Origin of the sequence: Vibrio sp. 2304 (genome assembly GCF_033339475.1) — a bacterium.
GTDB lineage: Bacteria > Pseudomonadota > Gammaproteobacteria > Enterobacterales > Vibrionaceae > Vibrio > Vibrio alginolyticus.
This window is the reverse complement of sequence record NZ_JAWOUQ010000012.1, coordinates 138,205-157,403: the sequence shown is the minus strand read 5'-3', so window position 1 is coordinate 157,403 and position 19,199 is coordinate 138,205. Positions and strand designations below refer to the sequence as shown.

28 protein-coding genes are annotated in these 19,199 nt (G+C 40.4%); all 28 read left to right on the top strand.

Annotated features, from left to right (window positions below; translation table 11 throughout):
* Window positions 1-93: 93 nt before the first annotated feature.
* The 28 genes from R7P64_RS20115 to R7P64_RS19975 all read left to right on the top strand — a co-directional run bounded on the left by R7P64_RS20115 (window position 94) and on the right by R7P64_RS19975 (window position 19,178).
* Window positions 94-690 carry a DJ-1/PfpI family protein gene (locus R7P64_RS20115; protein ID WP_318123896.1) on the top strand — a complete coding sequence of 199 codons (597 nt, stop codon included), beginning with the start codon at window positions 94-96 and terminating at the stop codon, window positions 688-690.
* Window positions 691-837: 147 nt separating this feature from the next.
* Window positions 838-1,320 (top strand): tetratricopeptide repeat protein, encoded by a 483-nt coding sequence (locus R7P64_RS20110; RefSeq protein ID WP_050907311.1) that lies wholly within the window; start codon window positions 838-840, stop codon window positions 1,318-1,320.
* A gap of 717 nt (window positions 1,321-2,037) precedes the next feature.
* Entirely contained in the window at window positions 2,038-2,658 is a 621-nt protein-coding gene (locus R7P64_RS20105) for a hypothetical protein (RefSeq protein ID WP_258478922.1), read from the top strand.
* 751 nt (window positions 2,659-3,409) lie between these two features.
* Window positions 3,410-3,649, top strand: a complete 240-nt coding sequence (locus tag R7P64_RS20100; protein WP_318123893.1) for a hypothetical protein — start codon at window positions 3,410-3,412, stop codon at window positions 3,647-3,649.
* 298 nt (window positions 3,650-3,947) lie between these two features.
* Window positions 3,948-4,391 carry a hypothetical protein gene (locus R7P64_RS20095; RefSeq protein ID WP_025613234.1) on the top strand — a complete coding sequence of 148 codons (444 nt, stop codon included), beginning with the start codon at window positions 3,948-3,950 and terminating at the stop codon, window positions 4,389-4,391.
* Window positions 4,392-4,605: 214 nt separating this feature from the next.
* Window positions 4,606-4,890 (top strand): MazG nucleotide pyrophosphohydrolase domain-containing protein, encoded by a 285-nt coding sequence (locus R7P64_RS20090; protein ID WP_017449629.1) that lies wholly within the window; start codon window positions 4,606-4,608, stop codon window positions 4,888-4,890.
* A gap of 143 nt (window positions 4,891-5,033) precedes the next feature.
* Window positions 5,034-5,570 carry a nucleotidyltransferase family protein gene (locus R7P64_RS20085; protein WP_213912354.1) on the top strand — a complete coding sequence of 179 codons (537 nt, stop codon included), beginning with the start codon at window positions 5,034-5,036 and terminating at the stop codon, window positions 5,568-5,570.
* A 143-nt stretch (window positions 5,571-5,713) separates the two neighbouring features.
* Window positions 5,714-6,247, top strand: coding sequence for a DUF6817 domain-containing protein (locus R7P64_RS20080; protein ID WP_213912355.1), 534 nt, complete (start codon window positions 5,714-5,716; stop codon window positions 6,245-6,247).
* Between the two features lie 156 nt (window positions 6,248-6,403).
* Window positions 6,404-6,814 carry a hypothetical protein gene (locus R7P64_RS20075; protein ID WP_241750515.1) on the top strand — a complete coding sequence of 137 codons (411 nt, stop codon included), beginning with the start codon at window positions 6,404-6,406 and terminating at the stop codon, window positions 6,812-6,814.
* 169 nt (window positions 6,815-6,983) lie between these two features.
* Window positions 6,984-7,415: a T6SS immunity protein Tdi1 domain-containing protein gene (locus R7P64_RS20070; RefSeq protein ID WP_005386969.1), complete on the top strand. Its 432-nt coding sequence runs from the start codon at window positions 6,984-6,986 to the stop codon at window positions 7,413-7,415.
* A gap of 151 nt (window positions 7,416-7,566) precedes the next feature.
* The gene (locus tag R7P64_RS20065) at window positions 7,567-8,055 is read left to right on the top strand and encodes a hypothetical protein (protein ID WP_213987458.1); all 489 of its coding nucleotides are present in this window, start codon (window positions 7,567-7,569) and stop codon (window positions 8,053-8,055) included.
* A gap of 168 nt (window positions 8,056-8,223) precedes the next feature.
* Window positions 8,224-8,505 (top strand): type II toxin-antitoxin system Phd/YefM family antitoxin, encoded by a 282-nt coding sequence (locus R7P64_RS20060; RefSeq protein WP_000086647.1) that lies wholly within the window; start codon window positions 8,224-8,226, stop codon window positions 8,503-8,505.
* On the top strand, window positions 8,502-8,789 hold the full coding sequence (locus tag R7P64_RS20055; RefSeq protein WP_137282146.1) for a type II toxin-antitoxin system RelE/ParE family toxin: 288 nt from the start codon (window positions 8,502-8,504) through the stop codon (window positions 8,787-8,789). The genes R7P64_RS20060 and R7P64_RS20055 overlap by 4 nt, the downstream gene beginning before the upstream one ends.
* A gap of 1,282 nt (window positions 8,790-10,071) precedes the next feature.
* Window positions 10,072-10,368 carry a hypothetical protein gene (locus R7P64_RS20050; RefSeq protein WP_213887012.1) on the top strand — a complete coding sequence of 99 codons (297 nt, stop codon included), beginning with the start codon at window positions 10,072-10,074 and terminating at the stop codon, window positions 10,366-10,368.
* Between the two features lie 148 nt (window positions 10,369-10,516).
* Window positions 10,517-11,116 carry a glutathione S-transferase family protein gene (locus R7P64_RS20045; protein ID WP_213886814.1) on the top strand — a complete coding sequence of 200 codons (600 nt, stop codon included), beginning with the start codon at window positions 10,517-10,519 and terminating at the stop codon, window positions 11,114-11,116.
* Window positions 11,117-11,252: 136 nt separating this feature from the next.
* On the top strand, window positions 11,253-11,651 hold the full coding sequence (locus R7P64_RS20040) for a DUF6232 family protein (protein WP_213886815.1): 399 nt from the start codon (window positions 11,253-11,255) through the stop codon (window positions 11,649-11,651).
* Window positions 11,652-11,788: 137 nt separating this feature from the next.
* Window positions 11,789-12,094 carry a hypothetical protein gene (locus R7P64_RS20030; RefSeq protein ID WP_064368480.1) on the top strand — a complete coding sequence of 102 codons (306 nt, stop codon included), beginning with the start codon at window positions 11,789-11,791 and terminating at the stop codon, window positions 12,092-12,094.
* A 177-nt stretch (window positions 12,095-12,271) separates the two neighbouring features.
* A complete protein-coding gene (locus tag R7P64_RS20025) occupies window positions 12,272-12,538 on the top strand; it encodes a hypothetical protein (RefSeq protein WP_213886816.1) in 267 nt (88 codons plus the stop codon).
* 177 nt (window positions 12,539-12,715) lie between these two features.
* The gene (locus tag R7P64_RS20020; RefSeq protein ID WP_137282083.1) at window positions 12,716-13,237 is read left to right on the top strand and encodes a GNAT family N-acetyltransferase; all 522 of its coding nucleotides are present in this window, start codon (window positions 12,716-12,718) and stop codon (window positions 13,235-13,237) included.
* A 152-nt stretch (window positions 13,238-13,389) separates the two neighbouring features.
* Window positions 13,390-13,755 carry a T6SS amidase immunity protein Tai4 family protein gene (locus R7P64_RS20015; protein WP_053306977.1) on the top strand — a complete coding sequence of 122 codons (366 nt, stop codon included), beginning with the start codon at window positions 13,390-13,392 and terminating at the stop codon, window positions 13,753-13,755.
* 560 nt (window positions 13,756-14,315) lie between these two features.
* Window positions 14,316-14,717 carry a DUF2007 domain-containing protein gene (locus R7P64_RS20010; protein WP_137282082.1) on the top strand — a complete coding sequence of 134 codons (402 nt, stop codon included), beginning with the start codon at window positions 14,316-14,318 and terminating at the stop codon, window positions 14,715-14,717.
* Between the two features lie 143 nt (window positions 14,718-14,860).
* Entirely contained in the window at window positions 14,861-15,469 is a 609-nt protein-coding gene (locus R7P64_RS20005) for a pyridoxamine 5'-phosphate oxidase family protein (RefSeq protein WP_005389306.1), read from the top strand.
* Between the two features lie 141 nt (window positions 15,470-15,610).
* The gene (locus R7P64_RS20000) at window positions 15,611-16,024 is read left to right on the top strand and encodes an RDD family protein (RefSeq protein WP_021707760.1); all 414 of its coding nucleotides are present in this window, start codon (window positions 15,611-15,613) and stop codon (window positions 16,022-16,024) included.
* 143 nt (window positions 16,025-16,167) lie between these two features.
* On the top strand, window positions 16,168-16,731 hold the full coding sequence (locus R7P64_RS19995) for a sugar O-acetyltransferase (protein ID WP_053306980.1): 564 nt from the start codon (window positions 16,168-16,170) through the stop codon (window positions 16,729-16,731).
* A 252-nt stretch (window positions 16,732-16,983) separates the two neighbouring features.
* Window positions 16,984-17,529, top strand: coding sequence for a GNAT family N-acetyltransferase (locus R7P64_RS19990; protein WP_025768089.1), 546 nt, complete (start codon window positions 16,984-16,986; stop codon window positions 17,527-17,529).
* Window positions 17,530-17,671: 142 nt separating this feature from the next.
* The gene (locus tag R7P64_RS19985) at window positions 17,672-18,313 is read left to right on the top strand and encodes an alanine--tRNA ligase-related protein (RefSeq protein ID WP_005377082.1); all 642 of its coding nucleotides are present in this window, start codon (window positions 17,672-17,674) and stop codon (window positions 18,311-18,313) included.
* 137 nt (window positions 18,314-18,450) lie between these two features.
* Window positions 18,451-18,738 (top strand): putative quinol monooxygenase, encoded by a 288-nt coding sequence (locus R7P64_RS19980; RefSeq protein ID WP_158173947.1) that lies wholly within the window; start codon window positions 18,451-18,453, stop codon window positions 18,736-18,738.
* A gap of 143 nt (window positions 18,739-18,881) precedes the next feature.
* The gene (locus tag R7P64_RS19975) at window positions 18,882-19,178 is read left to right on the top strand and encodes an antibiotic biosynthesis monooxygenase family protein (RefSeq protein WP_031781322.1); all 297 of its coding nucleotides are present in this window, start codon (window positions 18,882-18,884) and stop codon (window positions 19,176-19,178) included.
* Window positions 19,179-19,199: the final 21 nt, after the last annotated feature.

Below are 19,199 nucleotides of genomic sequence, written 5' to 3'. Positions count from 1 at the left end.
TATGCGTTGGTTTTGGTGTTTAAGGTGGTATGCGGTGGCTTTTGTATTGCGTTGCTCACACCTTAACAGGGCGTTAGGCAAATAGGAGTAAATATGGACATTGCAGTACTAACTTTTGACGGATTTAATGAACTGGATTCATTTATAGCAGCGGTCATTTTGAACCGCATGAAAGACGCCGGTTGGAATGTGCAAATAACGAGTCCATCTCAATATGTCACTTCAATGAACGGAGTTACAATACAATCGCAACAACCTCTTGAGTTTGCTAATCAAGCCAACGTCGTATTATTTGGCAGCGGTTCACTAACGCGTGATATCGCTCAAGACAGAGATATACTTTCAAGGCTACAGCTTAATCCTGAAACTCAATTAATTGGTGGGCAATGTTCAGGTACGTTGCTCATGTCAGTACTTGGTTTACTGCATCAAGTACCAGCTTGTACAGATTTAACAACGAAACCTTGGGTAATCGAATCAGGAGTTACTGTTTTAGAGCAGCCTTTTTATGCTAAAGGAAATCTTGCGACAGCGGGTGGTTGTTTGTCGTCAAAGTACTTGGCAGCATGGGTGATTAGCAAGTTATCGGGTAAGGCCGACGCTGAATCGGCAATTCATTATGTCGCGCCAGTTGGTGAAAAGGAAAGTATGGTTAAGCACTGTATGTCAGTAGTAGGTGCGTACCTATAAAATTTGCCTAACAAAGCATTCAAGAGGGATTCACAACGCTTGGCAGTTTTGGTTTGAATTAGCTTAAGTGTTTACGGCACAATGGTTTAGTTTGGGTGGTGGCGTTGTTCACCCCTTAATGCGGCGTTATAAGCTTCGAGGAAAATTATGGAAAGTATCATAAAACAAGCAATTGAATTGCGGAAACAGGGTAAGTATCAAGAATCGAGAGCTTTGCTAAAAACGCTGCTAAACGATGAAACTTGTTCTGCTAAAGCTCACTTGCAAATTGCTTGGTCATACGACAACGAAGGTAAAGAGCAAGAAGCGATTACTCATTATCTGTCATCTCTTTCAGGTCTTTTATCGTCGGTAGAAAGGTTTGATGCTTTGTTTGGGCTAGCGAGTACCTATCGAAGCCTTGGCATGTATTCGGAGGCTTTAAGCTACTTTGAACAAACTCTAAGAGAGTACCCTAGTTCCATTGAAGTTCAGCCTTTCTATGCCATGTGTCTCTACAACTTGGGACGCCATAAAGAAGCAACATCATTACTACTCGAACTTTTAGTATCAACCACGAACAGTGATGCAATTAAAGAGTATCAGCGAGCTATTTCTTTATACGCAGAAGATTTAGATAGAAAGTGGTAAAACGAAACACGCTTATAACAAACTGTTTAAGAGTGATTCGCAACACGTGGCATTTTCACTATGCGTTGGCTTAAGTGATTAAGGTGGTATGCGGCGGCATCGGTAATGCGTTGCTCACACCTTAACAGGGCGTTAGTACTGGGTTGGCATCAAAGGCTAAAAGTTTCTGTTTTTATTGGTTTCTTTTCCTCGCTTTACATCTGATCAAATGTGCCTTTCAGGTTCGCTCCGGTGGCACTAGATGTGAAGTTTTCGCTTTGGGTTTATCGTTTACGGTTTCTAACTTTCGGGCTATTTCTCTGGCGTGGTTTCTTTGGCGCTGAGAAATTTTCGGAAAAACAAGCGTTTCTTTGTCGCAGCTGTTCAAGTTTGAAGCCCGTATTCTTTGCTAATTTGAAAACAGTGAAAAGGGCAGTGAAGCATGTTTTTCTTCTAGCCAACTTACGTCTTGAAGTTAGTTTTCAGTTTGGCTGTTTTCCGTTTAGCTTCATGGTTTTAAGCCAACAGCTTCGTGCTATATTTCAATGTATTGGTATGTACCAAAGGCTTTGCGGGCAGCGTACTAACAAACAATTCAAGAGGGATTCGTAACGCGTGGCATTTTTACTATGCGTTAATTTTAGTGATTAAGGTGGTTTGCAGCGGCATCTGTGTTGCGTTACTCACCCCTTAATTGGGCGTTAGCTTACCACGCATTTTTCAAGTGAGGATTTCTAAGTGAGTAGTACGTGGTTACCGATAATAAAAGACATTGTGGTCGCAGGTTCAGCATTTGGTGCTGCGTTTATAGCCTATCGTGGGCTAAGTACTTGGCAAAGAGAGTTAAAAGGTAAATCAGAATATCAGCTTGCAAAAGACGTTCTTCGTTCCGTCTATAAGGTTCGCGAAGCTTTCAAGCATGTTAGAAACCCTGCGATTATGGGGTACGAATACCCTGAAGAACTAACGACCCATTCAGGGCACTTGAAATCTGAAAGCCGGTATGAGGGAAACTCCCATGTATACCAAGAACGGTGGAAAAAAATGGATGCTGCATTTTCTGAATTAGAAGAACTTAATTTAGAGGCTCTGGTTGAATGGGGCTCTGAGCATCAGGATAAAATTGTACCGTTAAGGCGTTGTAGAGGTGAATTGCTTATGGCGATTCAAGATATGCTTCATAGATACAAGCACCCCGAAGAGGGAAACTGGAAAAATAAAGAAGAACAAGCTAATGAACGCTCTATACTTTACCACTTGGGAGACGACTCTAAACACGATAAATTTACTCCTGAGATAAACTCCGCCATTAAATTGTTTGAGGATTGGCTGAGAGTATATATATCGAGAAAAAAGTAAGCTAACAATCTGTTTAAGAGTGATTCGCAACGCGTGGCATTTTTACTATGCGTTGCGTTTGGTGTTTAAGGTGGCATGCGGCGGCATCGGTATTGCGTTGCTCACACCTTAACAGGGCGTTAGTCGCCAGAAAAAGCTAGCAGTCAAAATCATGTTTCTAAGCTCACAAATTGGCTACTGGTTGTTTGATTCATAGTTCCATCTTCGACGGTCGAAGCTCTGTTTCATCGGTTCTAAATCAATGCATTGCTATTTTCCAAGCGGTTGTTTCGTTCTTTGTTGGTGATAGCGCGGGGCAATCGAAAATCTGTTTTTGGTTGCAAATCTGCTCGGTGAGTCTGTTGGTTTAAAAGCTTTTTTTACTTGCTGAAAGGGCGTTTTCTCTGGTGCTGTATGTTCCACGTGGTTTCAGTGACTTTGTTGAAAGTCCGTACTGTGAGATTGGTTTTCCAAAAGCGCTTTTTGGTGTTGTCAGTCCGTTTTCTACGGCGTTGTTTGTTCTAAGTGGTTTCATTGAGTAGTCGCTTTGAGACTACGCCTGACTTAAATGCATCAAAGCACATAAAGTTTGTTGTTCGCAAAGTTTAGTTCGGCTTAAAATTGTCGCTCGGTGCCTCGCGACTAACAAACTGCTCAAGAGGGATTCGCAACGCGTGGCATTTTTACTATGCGTTGAATTTAGTGATTAAGGTGGTTTGCGGCGGCTTCGGTATTGCGTTGCTCACCCCTTAGCAGGGCGTTAGGAGATTCAATGGTTTCGTATCAACAAACAGAAGATTTATCAGCTTCGGCTAAGATTACTTACGTAAATATGCGCTCATACTACGAGCACTATTCTGTTGATTGGGATTGCTCAAAAATCGAAGAACAAATTCAAGATTTAACCAATTTCGATATCCTGTTCAATGGTGAGGTCGTTGGAGCAATTCGTTTGGCATTTGATAACGACGGTTGTTATGTCCGCGATTTGCAAGTCAGCGAGAAATACTAAAATAAAGGCATTGGTGCGTTAGCACTTTCTGAATGCGAAAGGTTGGCCATTGAATCAGGCGCTAGTCGACTTAGGTTACGTGTATTTAAAATCAGCCCAGCTTTCCATCTTTATGAAAGAGTTGGTTTTGTGGTTGATAACTCTGATGATAGGTTTTATAGCATGTCGAGAAGAATCTCCTAACAAACGCTTCAAGACGGATTCGCAACGCTCGGCGGTTTTGGTTGACTTAGCTTTTGTGTTTACGGTGCAATAAGTAAGTTTCGTGGTAATGTTGCCCACCACTTAAGCGGGCGTTATGTTCTCCGAGGAAAAAATGGAATATTGTATAAAAAAAATAGAGAAAGCCCTTCTCGAATATTTTCGTTCAAACCTTGAAAGGTTGTCAGATAAAGAAATTGATCTGATCGATATTGGGGTGTTTCCGTGGCACTCTAAGATAGAAGTCTCTTTCTATGAATCTGGAGATTCCGCATCATTGGATGATATTGCAGCATGGGAGTTATATGATTTTTCCAGCATGAATGAAGGGCATTGGAATTTGGGTTTAGATGTTGCGGAAGATTTGTCTAAAGAATGGGATAAAAGTAGAGATATTTTACCATTTTTGTTTGATTTTTCATCTGCTGTTACATCGGATGCTGTAAGAGCAGCTATCGGTGAATATAAACTGTCAAACAACTTCTGTGTTCAAATTCTTGATCCGGACAAGCCCAATTCTAAAAACTACTGTGAGTGGTAAGAAACTAAAAATAAGATGTCGTTTCTAATAGATAATGCGGCTGTTAATTCAACAAACATAACAAAGCATTTAAGCGTGATTCTCAACGCTTGGCATTTTCAGTTCAAGGTTGGGTTTCGTGTTTACGGCGCAACGATTTAGTGTAGGTGGCAGCGTTGCTCACACCTTAATGCGGCGTTATACGCTTTATGAAAAATGATACAAAAAGGATGTTATGAAGTTATCTGAGTTACAAAGTCATATAAAAGAATTCGATTATGCGCCAGAGCAATCTGAACACTATTTTTTGAAACTAATCGAAGAAGTTGGCGAATTATCGGAATCAATTCGCAAAGGTAAACGTGGGCAACCAACGCTAGATGAACTCAAAGGTTCAATCGCAGAAGAGTTATATGACGTCTTGTACTATGTTTGTGCTTTAGCCAATATTCATGATGTAAACCTTGAGAAAACGCATGAACTAAAAGAAGTTTTGAATAAGGTTAAGTACAACCGATAGGACGCGTATAACAAATTGTTCAAGAGGGATTCAGCACGCGTGGCATTTTTACTATGCGTTGGTTTAAGTGATTAAGGTGGTATGCGGTAGCATCGGTGTTGCGTGCTTCACCCCTTAACAAGGCGTTATGGCGCAGGGCGAAAATGGACAAAATCGTAGAATTAATTAAACAAGATCCAATAAGAGTTGAGGCACTTGCACATGTGTCCCAACTAGGCTTGCCCCAATGCTATATTGCTGCAGGTTTTGTTCGAAACTTAGTTTGGGATTCATTGCATAATTTCAATGAACCGACGCCTTTAAATGATGTCGATGTGATCTACTTTGATCCGATAGAATCTAACTCCAGTGCCCACTTGGATTACGAAGAGCTTCTTAAAGCCCGCATACCCAAACTTAACTGGCAAGTGCGTAATCAAGCGACAATGAATGAGCGTAATGGTGATGAACCCTATCAAAGCTCGTTGGATGCAATGAGTTACTGGCCAGAAAAAGAAACAGCGGTTGCTGTTCGCCAAGTAGGGTCAAATAAGTATGAGTGTATTGCTGCTTTTGGCTTTGAATCCCTATTTAGTTACTGGGTCACACATAATCCTAAAAGGTTACGAGAAACCTTTGAAAATCGTGTAAGTTCAAAAGGGTGGCTAGTTCGGTGGCCATCTTTGAGAATTGCGCCATAACAAAGCGTTTAAGGCAGATTCGCAACGCATGGCATTCTCGGTTCAAATTGAGTTTTGTGTTTACGGTGCGGTGGTTTAAGTTAGGTGTAGGCGTCGCTCACTACTTAACGCGGCGTTATGCGACCTAAAGGAAATTGAGATTTATGGATAAATTTGAAATTCTTCAAGAACTTGGTGCGGGTGACTTTCAGCACCTAAACGGTTCATTGGAAGCGCACTTAAAAGGGACTCAAGAAGTTCTAATGAACTGGGGTAGTAGCGAATTACTTCAAGTTGCAGAGCTCTTTCACGCTGCTTATGGAACAGCGGGTTTCGATGAAAATATGGTTTCGCTAAGTCAGCGCCAAGAAATAGCACGAATTATTGGTAGTGACGAGGAAGCTCTAGTTTACTTGTATTGCTCATGCGATCGAGACTATGTATTGCCTCAATTCGGCAAAGCGCCAGAAATCCAATTTAAAGACAGATTTACAGGTTCAACCTTCAAGCTTGACAGTGCAATGGTGAAATTGTTTTGTGAGTTAACTGTTGCTAACGAGCTAGAGCTTGTATTTAGCAGTGACGAGTTCAAGCTCAAGTATGGTGCTGAACTATTTGAGCTATTTCAAGGCATGGACAGTTACTTAAGTGCCGAGGCCAAAAAAGCTTACAAATCAGCATTATCGAATTTCGCATAACAAAGCGTTTAAGACGGATTCACAACGCTTGGCATTTTCGGTTTGAATCAGCTTTAGTGTTTACGGCACAATGGTTTAGGTAGGGTGGTAGCGTTGCTCACCACTTAACGCGGCGTTAGTAGCAATTTTTAGCTTTCAACATTTGAGGATATAAATATGGACCAAGAAAAGGTATATTCAATCATTGATGCTTTAGCTAATGGTATCGATCCGAACACGGGGGAGTATTTCCCAGAAGATTCACCTTATAATCATCCAGATGTTATTCGTTCACTATTTTATGTGCTCCGTAATAAACCAATTCAGAAAAAGCAGAAAAAGTCCCTCGAAGAAAAGCAGCAAGAGAATATTTCCAAAGGTTTGCCGAAGAATTATGGCTTGCCTTGGACAGATGAAACAGTCGAGTACGTTATAAGTCAATATCATACAAATACATCCATAGATGTCATAGCTCAAGAGGTAGCAAGAAAGCCAAGCTCGATCATTGGGTTGCTAAAGAAGAAAGAAGTTATTACTGAGGAGCAGGCGTTTTCTATGGGGTTACGTTATCAAAGCGCTCGTGCATGAAATTGCTACTAACAAATTGCTTAAGAGTGATTCGTAACGCGTGGCATTTTTGCTTTGCGGTGGCTTATGGTGATTAAGGCGCTGTGCGGTAACTTTTGTATTGCGTTACTCACACCTTAGCAAGGCGTTATGTGTCAATGGGTTTCTAAACAGAGTGAGAAAGATAAAAATGCAGTTTATTTGGGAAGTCTCGGACGTAGAAATAGATACCTTGTTACCTCAGTGGAAATGGTTGCTTAATCCTACAGGGAAACCTTTGTATCTAACCATCATGGGTGACTGGCTATTTGGTGAAGTGGATGGCTCAATTTCATTGTTATCGGTTTTAGATGGTACCTATGAAACAATTGCTTCGGACTTTCATGAGTACAATAAAATGAATAAATCACAAGATTGGTGTGATAATGTCTTTTTAACTAGTTGGTATGACTTGGCGCTCGAACACGGGCTACAACCAAAACAAGACGAATGCTTAGGTTGGAATCTACATCCAATTATTGGTGGTGAGTTTTGTATGGAAAATTTGCAAGTATTTACTATGAAAGTATATCAATCACTAATGTCTCAGTTGCATTTTCAACTTCAGCACGCAAACACATAACAAACTGTTTAAGAGTGATTCGCAACGCGTGGCATTTTTGCTATGCGTTGCGTCTAGTGTTTAAGGTGGCATGCGGGAGCATCGGTATTGCGTTGCTCACACCTTAACAGGGCGTTATGTTTGCAAGCGGAATTATAAAGTCAGGAGAACTATGGAAGTAGAATTGGCATGGTCATCTTTGTTGAAAATTATGAGCTTAGGTGTGCTTACATATGTTGTTGCTCCATTATTAATGGTGGTTCGAGATTCCATTTTATGGTGGGTGATTAATAAGTTAGTATTCACCAAAAAAGCGCGAAAGGTAGTTGCAGAATACGTTCTCGAAAAATCTTGGCTCGACTGTGCTGATATATTGCCTTTTCGAGTTCTGGGCTCGGGTGAAGAGCAACGGTTTTACTTAAATGAAAGAGAAGTTACTCCAGAGCTTTGGTTTCATCAAAAGGAACACTGGGAAAAAACATCAGAAAAAGTAGCGAAGCAAGAAGTTTACTTAAACTCCCTTGAAAAGCGCATTGATCGATTGTTGCAGCACTACAAACTAGAAGATGTTAATCCTGCTAGAACCATGCGGGAAAAGTCTTATGAAAATTTCTGCAAAACTTATGAACCAAGGGTAGAACATACGGAACCACAAACATAACAAAGCATTTAAGAGTGATTCGCAACGCTTGGCGCTTTCGCTTCGCTCAAGTATAGCCAAGCGGCGCTCACACCTTAATGCGGCGTTATAACACAGAATCAACTTCTTGCTCAAAAGGCTTAGTTGAACTATTATTTGTACGTTATTTTGTACTAATGGGAGTTCAATATGAGTCGTATTCATTTCGATCAAGATATTCAGCCTTTGTCTGAGTTTCGTGCCGGTGTAGCTTCATACATCAAACAAATCAATGAGACTCGTCGTCCATTGGTTATTACGCAACGTGGCAAAGGTGTTGCTGTTGTTCTCGATGTTGCTGAATATGAAGCAATGCAAGAGAAAATCGAATTACTGGAAGAAATGCGCACAGCAGAAGCTCAGTTAGCTTCTGGTCTCGGTGTTTCCAATGATGACGCGCGTGCTCAAGTACTTGGGCGCATTAAGAAATGAAAGTAGTCTGGTCTCCATTAGCACTTCAGAAACTAGGTGATGCCGCGGAGTTTATTTCTTTAGATAATCCACTTGCGGCAGAGAGGTGGGTAAATGAAGTTTTTGATAAAACTGAACTACTTGGAAGTATGCCTGAAATGGGGCGGTTTGTTCCTGAAATGCCCCACACGAACTATCGCGAAATCATCTTTGGAAACTATCGTATTATCTACAGTTTAAGTCACGAAATCCGCGTACTAACAGTTCGTAATTGTCGTCAAATTTTATCGGAAGATGACGTGTAATACTGTGTTATAACAAACTGTTTAAGAGTGATTCGCAACGCTTGGTATTTTTACTATGCGTTGTGTTTAGCGTTTAAGGTGGTATGCGGAAGCATCGGTATTGCGCTGCTCACACCTTAACAGGGCGTTATGTTTCACTTCTATTCAGAAGAAATAAAAGGTTTCTTGGCGCTTATTTCTTTGGCCTCTTTGGCAATTCGTTCGGGTTATCTCAGCAATTCAATATTGTCTGTCCAAAGTTCATGAATCCCTCAAACATAATCACGCTTCAAAGTTCGTGGGTTGCTTCAATCTGAAATCGCGTCTGCGTGTTGGTAATTGGTCTGGTTTAAAGTCGCTTTGGTTCTATTCCCCAATTAGCAAATCGGCAGCGGGGCTTTCGGCAATTTAAATTTTGTCTTTCGCTGTTTTGAAAGGGATGCCGTCATTCGCTGAAAGTTATCAAAGTTGCCTCAATAAAACTCGTGGGAATTACAAGTTTTGTATTTATCACTTTTGTCGGATTATTCCACAAAGTCGTGTGACGCAAGTTAAACAATTCTTTATGCAATAGAGTTCTTTGCCATGTAAGCGAGTCAGTTGTGGTAAAACATAACAAAGTGTTTAAGAGGGATTCGTCAACGCGTGGCATTTTCACCTCAAATCAGTTTTAGTGATTAAGGCGGTCATATCCGCTTTGGCGGTAGCGTTGTCTCACCCCTTAACACGGCGTTAGTACGGGTTTGACATCAAAGGTCATAAGTTTTGGTGTTTATCTGTTTTGGCGTTCGTGTTTACACCTTTCAGTTTGTACCTTTCACGTTCTTTCCGGTGGCACTATATGTGTTGTGCTTGCTTTGACTTCACCGTTTACGGTTTCTAACTCTTAGTCTATTTCTTTGGCGTTTCTTTATTTTTGTGGCGGCTTCTGAGTGAATCTTGGTTGCAATTGGTGCTGCCGTCGGAGTGCGAGGATCGAATCCTTTCCTAATTTGAAGTGAGTGAAAGTAGGGGGAGTTCAGTGCGCTTTTCTTCTAGCCAACTCTCGTTTCTAAATCGAGTTTAAGTTTTGTAGCTACCCGTCTCACTTCAGTGTTCAAAGCCTTTCATATCATCTCAGTTTTCAATATCTTGGAGCGCATAAATAGAAGTAGCGCATGTACTAACAAATTGCTTAAGAGTGATTCGTAACGCGTTGCATTTTTACTATGCGGTGGCTTATGGTGATTAAGGCGCTGTGCGGTAGCTTTTGTATTGCGTTACTCACACCTTAGCAAGGCGTTATGTTTTCGGGAGGAATTAAATGAATCCAAATATCCAATCAGCTCTGAGTTCGAAGGACAATATTCAAACCAAGATAAATGTCGGTGAGCGATATAGGTTGATGCACAAAAAGATAAAATCAGGAAGCCTTTGGATTGAGGTACAAAGGGAAGCGTATCGAGTCAAAGTTACAGGTGAAGTTAAGCTTAGGCTACAAAATTTTATCACTAAGTTAGTCGATTCCGAACCAAGTGATGATCAAGGTAATCCAGTTTGGCACGTACCATTTGGTAGCAGCCTCAAAACTATTATATGTGAGTACAATCGATTGGCTTAGGCTACAAACATAACAATCTGTTCAAGAGGGATTCGCAACGCGTGGCATTTTTACTGTGCGTTGGTTTAAGTGATTAAGGTGGTATGCAGCGGCTTCGGTATTGCGTTGCTCACCCCTTAACAGGGCGTTATGCTTTTCAGGAGGATATATGGAAGTTTCGCTGTATAGCGCAAAAGGTTCGAATAGCTCTGAAAGGGTGGAATGGGTGCTCAATTTTAAGGGGATACATTACGATAGAATTGAGATCAGCTCTGACGAACTAACAACAACATACCTAGATGTAAATCCTTTTGGCTATGTCCCATCTCTTTGTATCGATGGTTCGGTATTTTCTGAATCAATGGCAATTATTGAGTATTTGGAAGAACGCTTTCCTAATCCAGGATTATTTGGAAAAAGCCTCAATGAAAAAACGCACATCCGCAGAGTTTGTGAGTACGTAAACTCCAGTATTCACTCTCCCCAAAACAGGACAGTATTAAGGTTCATGCGTCCAGAGCTAGATGATACGTCAAAGCGCAAACTTCGTGGGGACTGGATTATGCGGTGCTTAGAGAAGTTAAGTACATCGATCTGTTGTGAATCAGAATTTGCAGTGGGTAACGACTTTAGCGTCGCCGATATATTTGTGGCTTCAATCTACAAAAAAGCGTTGCAACATGGTTGTGCGAGAAACGGCTTTTACGACAAGCATTTGATGTACATAAGGGCAAATAACAATGCCGTGGTTTCAGAACCACAAGCATAACAAACAATTTAAGAGTGATTCGGCACGCGTGGCATTTTTACTATGCGTCGGTTTGTAGTGATTAAGGATGTATGCGGAAGCATCGGTATTGCGTGCCTCACACCTTAACAAGGCGTTATACGAATAGAGGGAAATTATGTACAAAAGTACTGATTTTAGCTTGGATTCAAAAGAGTTCAGGTTTAAGAAAGACTCATATCCTTTGTCTAAGATAAACAATGTTAGGGTTAAAAAGTTAAGTTTTCTTGATAACTTAGGTCAAGTTTTATTCTGGGTGTGTGTTTTTTCAGGGGCAGTTTGGTTAGTTATTCCAAGGTTGGAAGAGGTACCACAATGGCTACTAGTTTTAGTTCTTAGTCTGACGGTTGTAGGTTTGGTCTTTGCTCTTCTTCGTTGCTCTAAATATGCACTTCAAGTCGAGTTTCGCCACATAGATGAAACGGGCGTTCAATGGGTAAATGTCGCCAAGTCATACTCAAAGTCAGATTGTGAGTTATTTGAACAGCAAGTGTTGACACTGAAGAAATTCGTATAACAAATTGTTCAAGAGTGATTCGGCACGCGTGGCATTTTTACCATGCGTTGGTTTTAGTGTTTAAGGTGGTATGCGGAGTCTTCGGTATTGCGTGCCTCACCCCTTAACAGAGCGTTAGACAAATAAAAGGAAAACATATGACACTTGGGTGGTTAATTCTTCTTTCATTTCTACACATTGCAGTTTGTCTTTTTAGCCCTTTTGTGTTTTTCATTGTCGTATTTCAACTGCGTGAATTTGAACTTTCTAAACATCACTCAGATATCTGTATGGCTTTAGGTGGAGCATATGTCATTTCGACAATTGTGAGTGTAATTATAGTTTTTAATTACTACCTTGCTGATAGTCAGGAACCATACTATTGGTGGTTTGCAATGCCTTGGGCACTATTGGGCGCTATTATTGTGTACATATTGAAAGTAGCGAAGGTAAAATTTGCCTAACAAACTGTTCAAGAGGGATTCGCAACGCGTGGCATTTTTGCTATGCGTTGACTTTAGTGTTTAAGGTGGTAGGCGTTCGCTTCGGTAATGCGTTGCTCACACCTTAACAGGGCGTTAGCAATCAGGGAGAAATTGGAGTTGAGTGGTTATCAATAGAATTTAGAAAATCAACTGAACATGCTCAGCGAGACTTGGGATTCATTAATAAGTAACGGAATCACCAACGAAACAGAGTTAGTTCTAGAATTTAGTTACTTATGTCCAAATAAAGCATCAGCCATTCAACTAAACGATGCTCTCGAAAACTATGAGTCATTGATCAGAAGTGAGGGGTTTATTAACCGTTCATGGTTTGTTGAAGGATATTCTCACCCGACAACGGTAACCAAAGACATCCTTGCTCAATGGTTAGACTTTATGGTTACAAAAGGTTGGGAGTTTTAATGTACCTTTGATGGTTTTGGGGCTTCGTTTAGTTAAATTGCTAACAAACTGTTTAAGAGTGATTCGCAACGCGTGGCATTTTAACTGTGCGTTGAGCTCAGTGATTAAATCGGTATGCGGAAGGTTCGGTATTGCGTTGCTCAACTCCAAAAGGTCATTAATACTCAAAGGTCAAATATGGATATTTACCCAGAAATCGAGTTATCTAAAGCGCAGCATAATGCAATTGAAGCTCTTAGAAACAAGTCGTTTCCTGAACACCAAGTTACTCGCTCTTACTATAAGCAACTCCCGCATATGAGAGTTCTGAATTACGAAGGTGATCAGTTAGTTGGTTACATGGGATTAGACTACAGAGTTGTTCGCGTTGGTGATGAAATTTATAAAGTATTAGGTGTGAGTGACTTTTGCGTCGAGAGCACAGTTCAAAGACAAGGTATTGGCACAACAATGTTGTCTCAACTCAGCGAGTATGCGTCCACTAAAGATGTCGACTTCATCATTTTAGTCTCCGATTTGGAGCGTTTTTATCTGGCTAATGGTTATCAGCGCCTTAACTCTCTAAGTTCTTGGTTGCGAGTTCACGAACATAAAAATTACGGTGTTGCTGTAGAGCAACTAGATGATTTATATGTTAAACCTATCAGCGGCAAAACTTGGGCTTTTGGTCATATAGATTGGTTAGGGTATATGTATTAGTCTGTAGTGGGCTAATAATTGGTTCACAACAAGAGTGGTTACACATGGCATTTTCACTATGAGTTGATTTAAGTGATGTGGGGCAGTTTTGTATTGTGATACTCACTCCTTAATAATGTGCTGCAACTCTTAGGAAGCAAAAGGTTTAATTTATGAAATGTAGAGTACTAGTAACCAGCATAAGTATTGCTCTTTGTAGTGTAGGAGAGGCCGCGAATCCACTAAGTATTCAAAGCGATGAGCAACTGTTTAAAAACTTCGCTCTCTCATCTTGCATTGCGACTAATTACAAAGGATCAGCTGTTGCGAAAGATGCGATAACGGCGATGCAAGGCTACAGAGAGTTTTCCGAGCTTCCTTTGGAGTCATTCTTTGGGGTTAGCGAGCTATTGGAAAAATATGATATGGCTATTTACAAATCAAAAAATGGTAACGTGATCAAATTGGCCTACTGTATAGACTTTTCTAATTCAGACGATGTTCATAAGCTATACATTAATGCGAAATCAGAGTTATAACAAACTGCTCAAAGTTGATTCGCAACGTGTGGTATTTTTACGGCGCAATACGTTGAGTGATTAAGATGATTTTTAGTGGCTTCTGTATTGAATTACTCATCTCTTAGCGGGGCATTATGCGGTGATGTAAATATGAAGATATTTTTAATAGTAGCAACACTCGTTCAGTTTACTCTCCTGAGTTTCTCGAAATACTATTGCTCAATTGCAAATGAGGTGCTTAGAAAGGCGGTGGAAACTAAAGAGAGTAATTTTCTATCTTTCCTTGATAAGTATGATTATTACAATGACTTAGATAATTATCTAGGCTTAGCGTCCGCTACAGTGTGGGTTATGGTCGTGCTCGTGATAAAGTTGAAAAATGTATCAAGCACCGACATGGCTCATGTGGCTGTTTGTTTGCCGTTATTTTTTCATATGGTTTTGATGTCGATGTAGTTTCAATAGTTGTGGTTGGGTGATTAGGTACAACAAACGGTTCAGGCTAGCGTACCATACATGGCATTTCCAATTAGCGTTTCTTATACGTTACGAGCACGTTTTCCCACAAGGAGTAATATGTGATTGTAGTAGCAAGGTTTTCTTTTCCTCATGAAGCTCATATTGCGAGAGCAAGCCTAGATAGTGTCGGAATAGAAAGTTACATCGCTGACGAGCACACGGTAAATACTCAGTGGCTTTATTCAAATGCAATAGGCGGCGTCCGTCTGATGGTGGCCGAAAGTGATGCAGAAGATGCGAAACAAATACTTAGTAGCGATTTCTCAGAATCATTGGGAAATGAAGTTGACGTTGATGAAGAAAAAGACGTTTGCCCTAAATGTAGTAGTAAAGATCTATTTGTATTTACAAAAGGTAAACGCCCAGCTTTCTTAGTTTTTATTTTACTGGGTTTTCCACTGTTTTTTTACAAGCATGGTTATAAGTGTAAGCAGTGTGGGGAGTTTAGTGAAAAACTTTAAATCTTTAGGTAACAAGGCATTAAAGAGATAACTTGTACTCGTAGTATTTTTACGATGAGTTAGGTCTAGTGCCTATACAAGAAGTCAGAGTTACTGCTTGCTTACAAGCAAAGCATTATACGATAGTGAAGGAACAACATTGAATGAGTGAAATTAAAACAATAGAGCAGTTAAAAGAAATTTACGCAGAGCCAAGTGCGAGAGCTAAAAATAAAGCGCTGCCTGTGCTGGATGTTCATGCGATTACATTAATTAATAATTGCCATTTTGCAGTTCTAAGTACCGCTGATTCACAAGGGTATATCGATCTCTCTCCTAAAGGAGGGGAGCCTGGCTTCGTAAAAGTTTTAGATGAATCAACATTGTTGCTCCCTGATAGCTCGGGGAACAATCGTATAGATAGTCTAAAAAATATCATTAGTAACCCCAAGGTAGGGTTGTTATTGATGGTAAATGGTATTGATGAAGTGCTCCGTATTAAAGGAATCGCAAGTATTCACACCGACGCCAACTTGATATCTGCTTGCCCCGATGGAAGTAAAGATCCTAAGGTTGTTATCAAAATAGTCATAGAGAGTATGTACTTTCATTGTGCGAAAGCGGTGATGAGAGGGAAACTTTGGTCTGATGACTATAAAGTAAATCGCTCAATTCTCCCTTCATTAGCTCAAATCTTTAAAGATCAACAAAAGTTAGAAAGTAAAGCGCTTAATCAAGAAGAGATGTTGAAGTATTACCAATCTAGCCTTTAGAACGAGCTTGGTAATATATTGAAAAGATAGCAAAATCAGGTTCGACCGTGCTCTGCGGAAGTATGGATTAGGTTTAGTGGGGATGTTACTGTCTCAATAGCGTTAGTTCACAAATAAACAATTGTTAGTCCAAATTTTAAAATGAAAAATGCAGAAAAATTTACTCTAGAAAATTACGTTTTGGCTAGTCCGGGAGTTAGGTGTGTTGGACAAATGATTGATCTTTTTGTCAGTTTTAGCATTTTTACTCTCGTTTTATGGGTCGGCTTAGAAATCGGTATTGAAAAAGAGCTTGTGCGCGCTACAGCAGTAACTGCGACTGTATCGTATTACCTTTTTTCTGATTGTTTACCAAATGGTCAAAGTGTGGGTAAAAAACTTTTGGGCATTGCAGTTATAAGTGCAAGAACGGGTAAAAAGTGCAATATTTTTCAGTCGCTCTTTCGAAATGTTATTACTCCATTCTTAGGTTTTATTGACTCAATTTTCATTCTTGGTAAAAAGAGGCAACGGCTCGGTGATAAGTTAGTGAGAACGGTGGTGGTAGTGCACTAGTTTGTTGAAAAAATTGATAGCGCTGAGGACTTGCGTTCAAGTCGGGCTTTGTTTTCGTGGTGGAGCAGCCTTGCTTAGGTGGTAGCGTTACTCACATACTTAATGTAGCGTTGTAAGAAAATTGGTATTGGAGTCCAAGTTTTATGTCAGAAAAAGAGAAAATGTTAGCAGGTGAGCTTTATGACCCAAGTGATGAAGAGTTATTAAAGTTAAGGTTGAGCGCTAGGTTACTAACTGAAAAATTGAATGCTACCTCTGTTGAGCATAAACAAAAGCGAGTTGAAATAACTAAGCACTTGTTCGGCACAACAGGTGACGATATTCATGTTGAATCTTCTTTCAATTGCGACTACGGATCCAACATTCACGTTGGAGATAATTTCTACGCTAATTTTGGTTGTGTGATTTTGGATGTTGCGGAAGTTAAGTTTGGTGATAACTGTTTACTTGGGCCTCAAGTTGGAATTTATACTGCGACTCATCCCTTAGATCCTATCGAGAGGAACAGTGGTTTAGAGCTAGCAAAGCCCATAAACATTGGTGACAATTGTTGGATAGGTGGCCATGCCGTAATCAACCCTGGCGTAACACTTGGGAACAACGTGGTGGTAGCCTCTGGCGCAGTCGTTACAAAGAGTTTTGGAGACAATGTCGTTGTTGGTGGCAACCCAGCCAGAGTACTGAAGGAAATCGTCACTAAGCGATAATAAAGTATATGGACTATTTTGAGCCTGAGTTTAGGACTTATGATCAACTCACCCCAAGCTTTGATGCGTTCAGCGGTTACTTGTTGACGCACTTGAATGTCTAAAATTTGCTTCAATATAGAATCGTTACACGTGGCGCTTTTGCCGTGCGTTGAGCTTGTTTAAAAGTCTCATACGAAATCATTTGTATTAGTGTCTCATACTTTTATTGGATTTTCGTCACCAATAACAAACCAAAAGGCTGACCCCAAAATGTTAGTAACAAAGATTGAAACGGAACGATTAATTCTAAGAGAGCTAGTTGAAGATGATGCAAGCGAATTGTTTGACATCTTCTCAGACCATGAGGTCATGAAATATTGGAACTCTGGCCCTTGGGTTTCAATTGAAGAAGCGCGGACATTTATAGCCAAGAGTACACAGGCCATGAATAGCAATACAGAAGTGACACTAGGCATCTTCCTAAAGAGCAATGGCCAACTTCTGGGTAAGATAATGCTGTTTAATCACGTGAAAGAGTCTAGGCGCGCAGAAATTGGCTTTGGCGTTAGTCGTCATTTCTGGGGTAAAGGCATTGTATTAGAGGCGGGAACTGCATTAATCGAACACGCATTCAAAACACTGAATTTACGTCGAATCGAGGCTGAGATAGATCCAGACAATGCTTCTTCAGGTAAAGTCTTGGAACGGTTAGGTTTTATAAAGGAAGGTTTCCTTAGGCAGCGTTGGGAAGTGAATGGAGTAGTCTCAGATTCAGCAATTTACGGGTTGTTAGCTAAACCCCTGGACAGCGTTTAGTACCCAGCCTTAAAAGCATCTAATAGATCTAGCCTGCTCGTACTCAATACACAGCCTTACACTTGACGGCGAGGTTTCTTGAATTGACTTGGTGGTCACTGAATGTACTATCACGGATAGGACTTACTGCAAGGATAGCAGCATGAGCGAGAAATTATTTTGGGTTAATCCCTACCAAACAGAACTTAACTCAAGAGTGACCAATGTAGACGGAAATAAGGTTGAATTGGACCAGACTATCTTCTTTGCAGAGTCTGGAGGCCAAGAGAGTGATAAAGGAACGATTAATGGTATTCCGGTTTTGATTGCTCAAAAGTTAGGTGTTCGACTTATTTACACATTGGAATCCTCTCCAAATTTTACTCTTGGTGACATTGTAACTACGAATATTGATTGGAAGCGTAGATATGCCTTAATGAAGCTACACTTTGCGGCTGAAGTGGTGCTCGAGATGTTTTATCAGCGTCGGGAAGGCATTGTTAAGATAGGCGCGCATATTTCTGAAAATAAGAGTCGCATAGATTTCGAGTGGTCTGAAAGTATTGGCCCGCTATTGAAAGAAATTGAAACTGATGTGCAAGATTTGATTAACTCTGATTCAGTTATTATTAGTGACTTTTCCGATCAAGAGAGTGAAAGAAGGTATTGGAGAGTGGATGGGTTTGCGCAAGTGCCTTGCGGTGGCACTCACTTAAAGCGCACATCAGAAGTCGGCCAAATTCAATTAAAACGCAAGAACATCGGTAAAGGCAAAGAAAGGGTAGAGATAACCTTATGCTCGTAAGTCGATAGGGCATTAGAAATAGATTCCTAACACGTGGCATTTAATTCATGGTGAGATTCACATTTGCGATATGAAGGTTGAGATTGAGGGCGTGTTGGCTACTTCTGAACAAAAGGTTACAGGGGTGAGAGGATGATATGTCGAAAGTAACATTGAAAGGCTTTATTTTAGTTCCGGAAAAGGATTTAGAATTAGTAAAACATGAGTTAATAATTCACAAAAGGCTCACGTTAGAAGAGTCGGGCTGCCTTACTTTTCTTGTGACTCAAAGCTCGACTAATCCGTTTCGTTTTGATGTCTATGAGGAGTTCGTCGACAAAGCCTCTTTTAAACAACATCAGGAAAGAGTTCAAGCCTCACATTGGGGAAAAGTAACAGCCAATGTTAAACGGCAATACGAAATCTTTGAATGTGTGCATGACTAATCGAATCGGAGTGATTTAGAGCGTTTACGCTTTGTTTTTTAGATTGCTCTACGCTCTACTATGTTGCTTTATTCATCTATTAACCTGGCTTAGTGTTCTTGATACTTTGCCGTATTAAATCTAGAAATTTTAATGGAAGTGTTATGTTTAGAGTTGTGTATGAATGGCGTGTGCCAAGTGAAAAAATGGATGAGTTTCAAAATATATGGCGTTCGACGACAGATTCAATTCATGAGTCAGTAGATGGGGCGCTTGGTAGTTTTATGCTTCGTTCTTACGATGTACCGGAAAAGGTTTTAACTATTGCCAAGTGGCGAACACGTGAAGACTGGGAGCGGTTTTGGGGAACTAGTAACCCAGAAAAAATGAAGAAGATGAGTGAAATTGCAGAGCGTATTTCAGTTGAACCATTCGATGAAATTGAAGATAGAACTAAGTAGGGCAATAGAAACGTTAAAGTG

Coding starts and splice junctions, on each gene's coding strand:
- R7P64_RS20115 (WP_318123896.1), top strand. CDS start 94: ATGGACATTGCAGTACTAACTTTTGACGGATTTAATGAACTGGATTCA.
- R7P64_RS20110 (WP_050907311.1), top strand. CDS start 838: ATGGAAAGTATCATAAAACAAGCAATTGAATTGCGGAAACAGGGTAAG.
- R7P64_RS20100 (WP_318123893.1), top strand. CDS start 3,410: ATGGTTTCGTATCAACAAACAGAAGATTTATCAGCTTCGGCTAAGATT.
- R7P64_RS20095 (WP_025613234.1), top strand. CDS start 3,948: ATGTTCTCCGAGGAAAAAATGGAATATTGTATAAAAAAAATAGAGAAA.
- R7P64_RS20090 (WP_017449629.1), top strand. CDS start 4,606: ATGAAGTTATCTGAGTTACAAAGTCATATAAAAGAATTCGATTATGCG.
- R7P64_RS20085 (WP_213912354.1), top strand. CDS start 5,034: ATGGACAAAATCGTAGAATTAATTAAACAAGATCCAATAAGAGTTGAG.
- R7P64_RS20080 (WP_213912355.1), top strand. CDS start 5,714: ATGGATAAATTTGAAATTCTTCAAGAACTTGGTGCGGGTGACTTTCAG.
- R7P64_RS20075 (WP_241750515.1), top strand. CDS start 6,404: ATGGACCAAGAAAAGGTATATTCAATCATTGATGCTTTAGCTAATGGT.
- R7P64_RS20070 (WP_005386969.1), top strand. CDS start 6,984: ATGCAGTTTATTTGGGAAGTCTCGGACGTAGAAATAGATACCTTGTTA.
- R7P64_RS20065 (WP_213987458.1), top strand. CDS start 7,567: ATGGAAGTAGAATTGGCATGGTCATCTTTGTTGAAAATTATGAGCTTA.
- R7P64_RS20060 (WP_000086647.1), top strand. CDS start 8,224: ATGAGTCGTATTCATTTCGATCAAGATATTCAGCCTTTGTCTGAGTTT.
- R7P64_RS20055 (WP_137282146.1), top strand. CDS start 8,502: ATGAAAGTAGTCTGGTCTCCATTAGCACTTCAGAAACTAGGTGATGCC.
- R7P64_RS20050 (WP_213887012.1), top strand. CDS start 10,072: ATGAATCCAAATATCCAATCAGCTCTGAGTTCGAAGGACAATATTCAA.
- R7P64_RS20045 (WP_213886814.1), top strand. CDS start 10,517: ATGGAAGTTTCGCTGTATAGCGCAAAAGGTTCGAATAGCTCTGAAAGG.
- R7P64_RS20040 (WP_213886815.1), top strand. CDS start 11,253: ATGTACAAAAGTACTGATTTTAGCTTGGATTCAAAAGAGTTCAGGTTT.
- R7P64_RS20030 (WP_064368480.1), top strand. CDS start 11,789: ATGACACTTGGGTGGTTAATTCTTCTTTCATTTCTACACATTGCAGTT.
- R7P64_RS20025 (WP_213886816.1), top strand. CDS start 12,272: ATGCTCAGCGAGACTTGGGATTCATTAATAAGTAACGGAATCACCAAC.
- R7P64_RS20020 (WP_137282083.1), top strand. CDS start 12,716: ATGGATATTTACCCAGAAATCGAGTTATCTAAAGCGCAGCATAATGCA.
- R7P64_RS20015 (WP_053306977.1), top strand. CDS start 13,390: ATGAAATGTAGAGTACTAGTAACCAGCATAAGTATTGCTCTTTGTAGT.
- R7P64_RS20005 (WP_005389306.1), top strand. CDS start 14,861: ATGAGTGAAATTAAAACAATAGAGCAGTTAAAAGAAATTTACGCAGAG.
- R7P64_RS20000 (WP_021707760.1), top strand. CDS start 15,611: ATGAAAAATGCAGAAAAATTTACTCTAGAAAATTACGTTTTGGCTAGT.
- R7P64_RS19995 (WP_053306980.1), top strand. CDS start 16,168: ATGTCAGAAAAAGAGAAAATGTTAGCAGGTGAGCTTTATGACCCAAGT.
- R7P64_RS19990 (WP_025768089.1), top strand. CDS start 16,984: ATGTTAGTAACAAAGATTGAAACGGAACGATTAATTCTAAGAGAGCTA.
- R7P64_RS19985 (WP_005377082.1), top strand. CDS start 17,672: ATGAGCGAGAAATTATTTTGGGTTAATCCCTACCAAACAGAACTTAAC.
- R7P64_RS19980 (WP_158173947.1), top strand. CDS start 18,451: ATGTCGAAAGTAACATTGAAAGGCTTTATTTTAGTTCCGGAAAAGGAT.
- R7P64_RS19975 (WP_031781322.1), top strand. CDS start 18,882: ATGTTTAGAGTTGTGTATGAATGGCGTGTGCCAAGTGAAAAAATGGAT.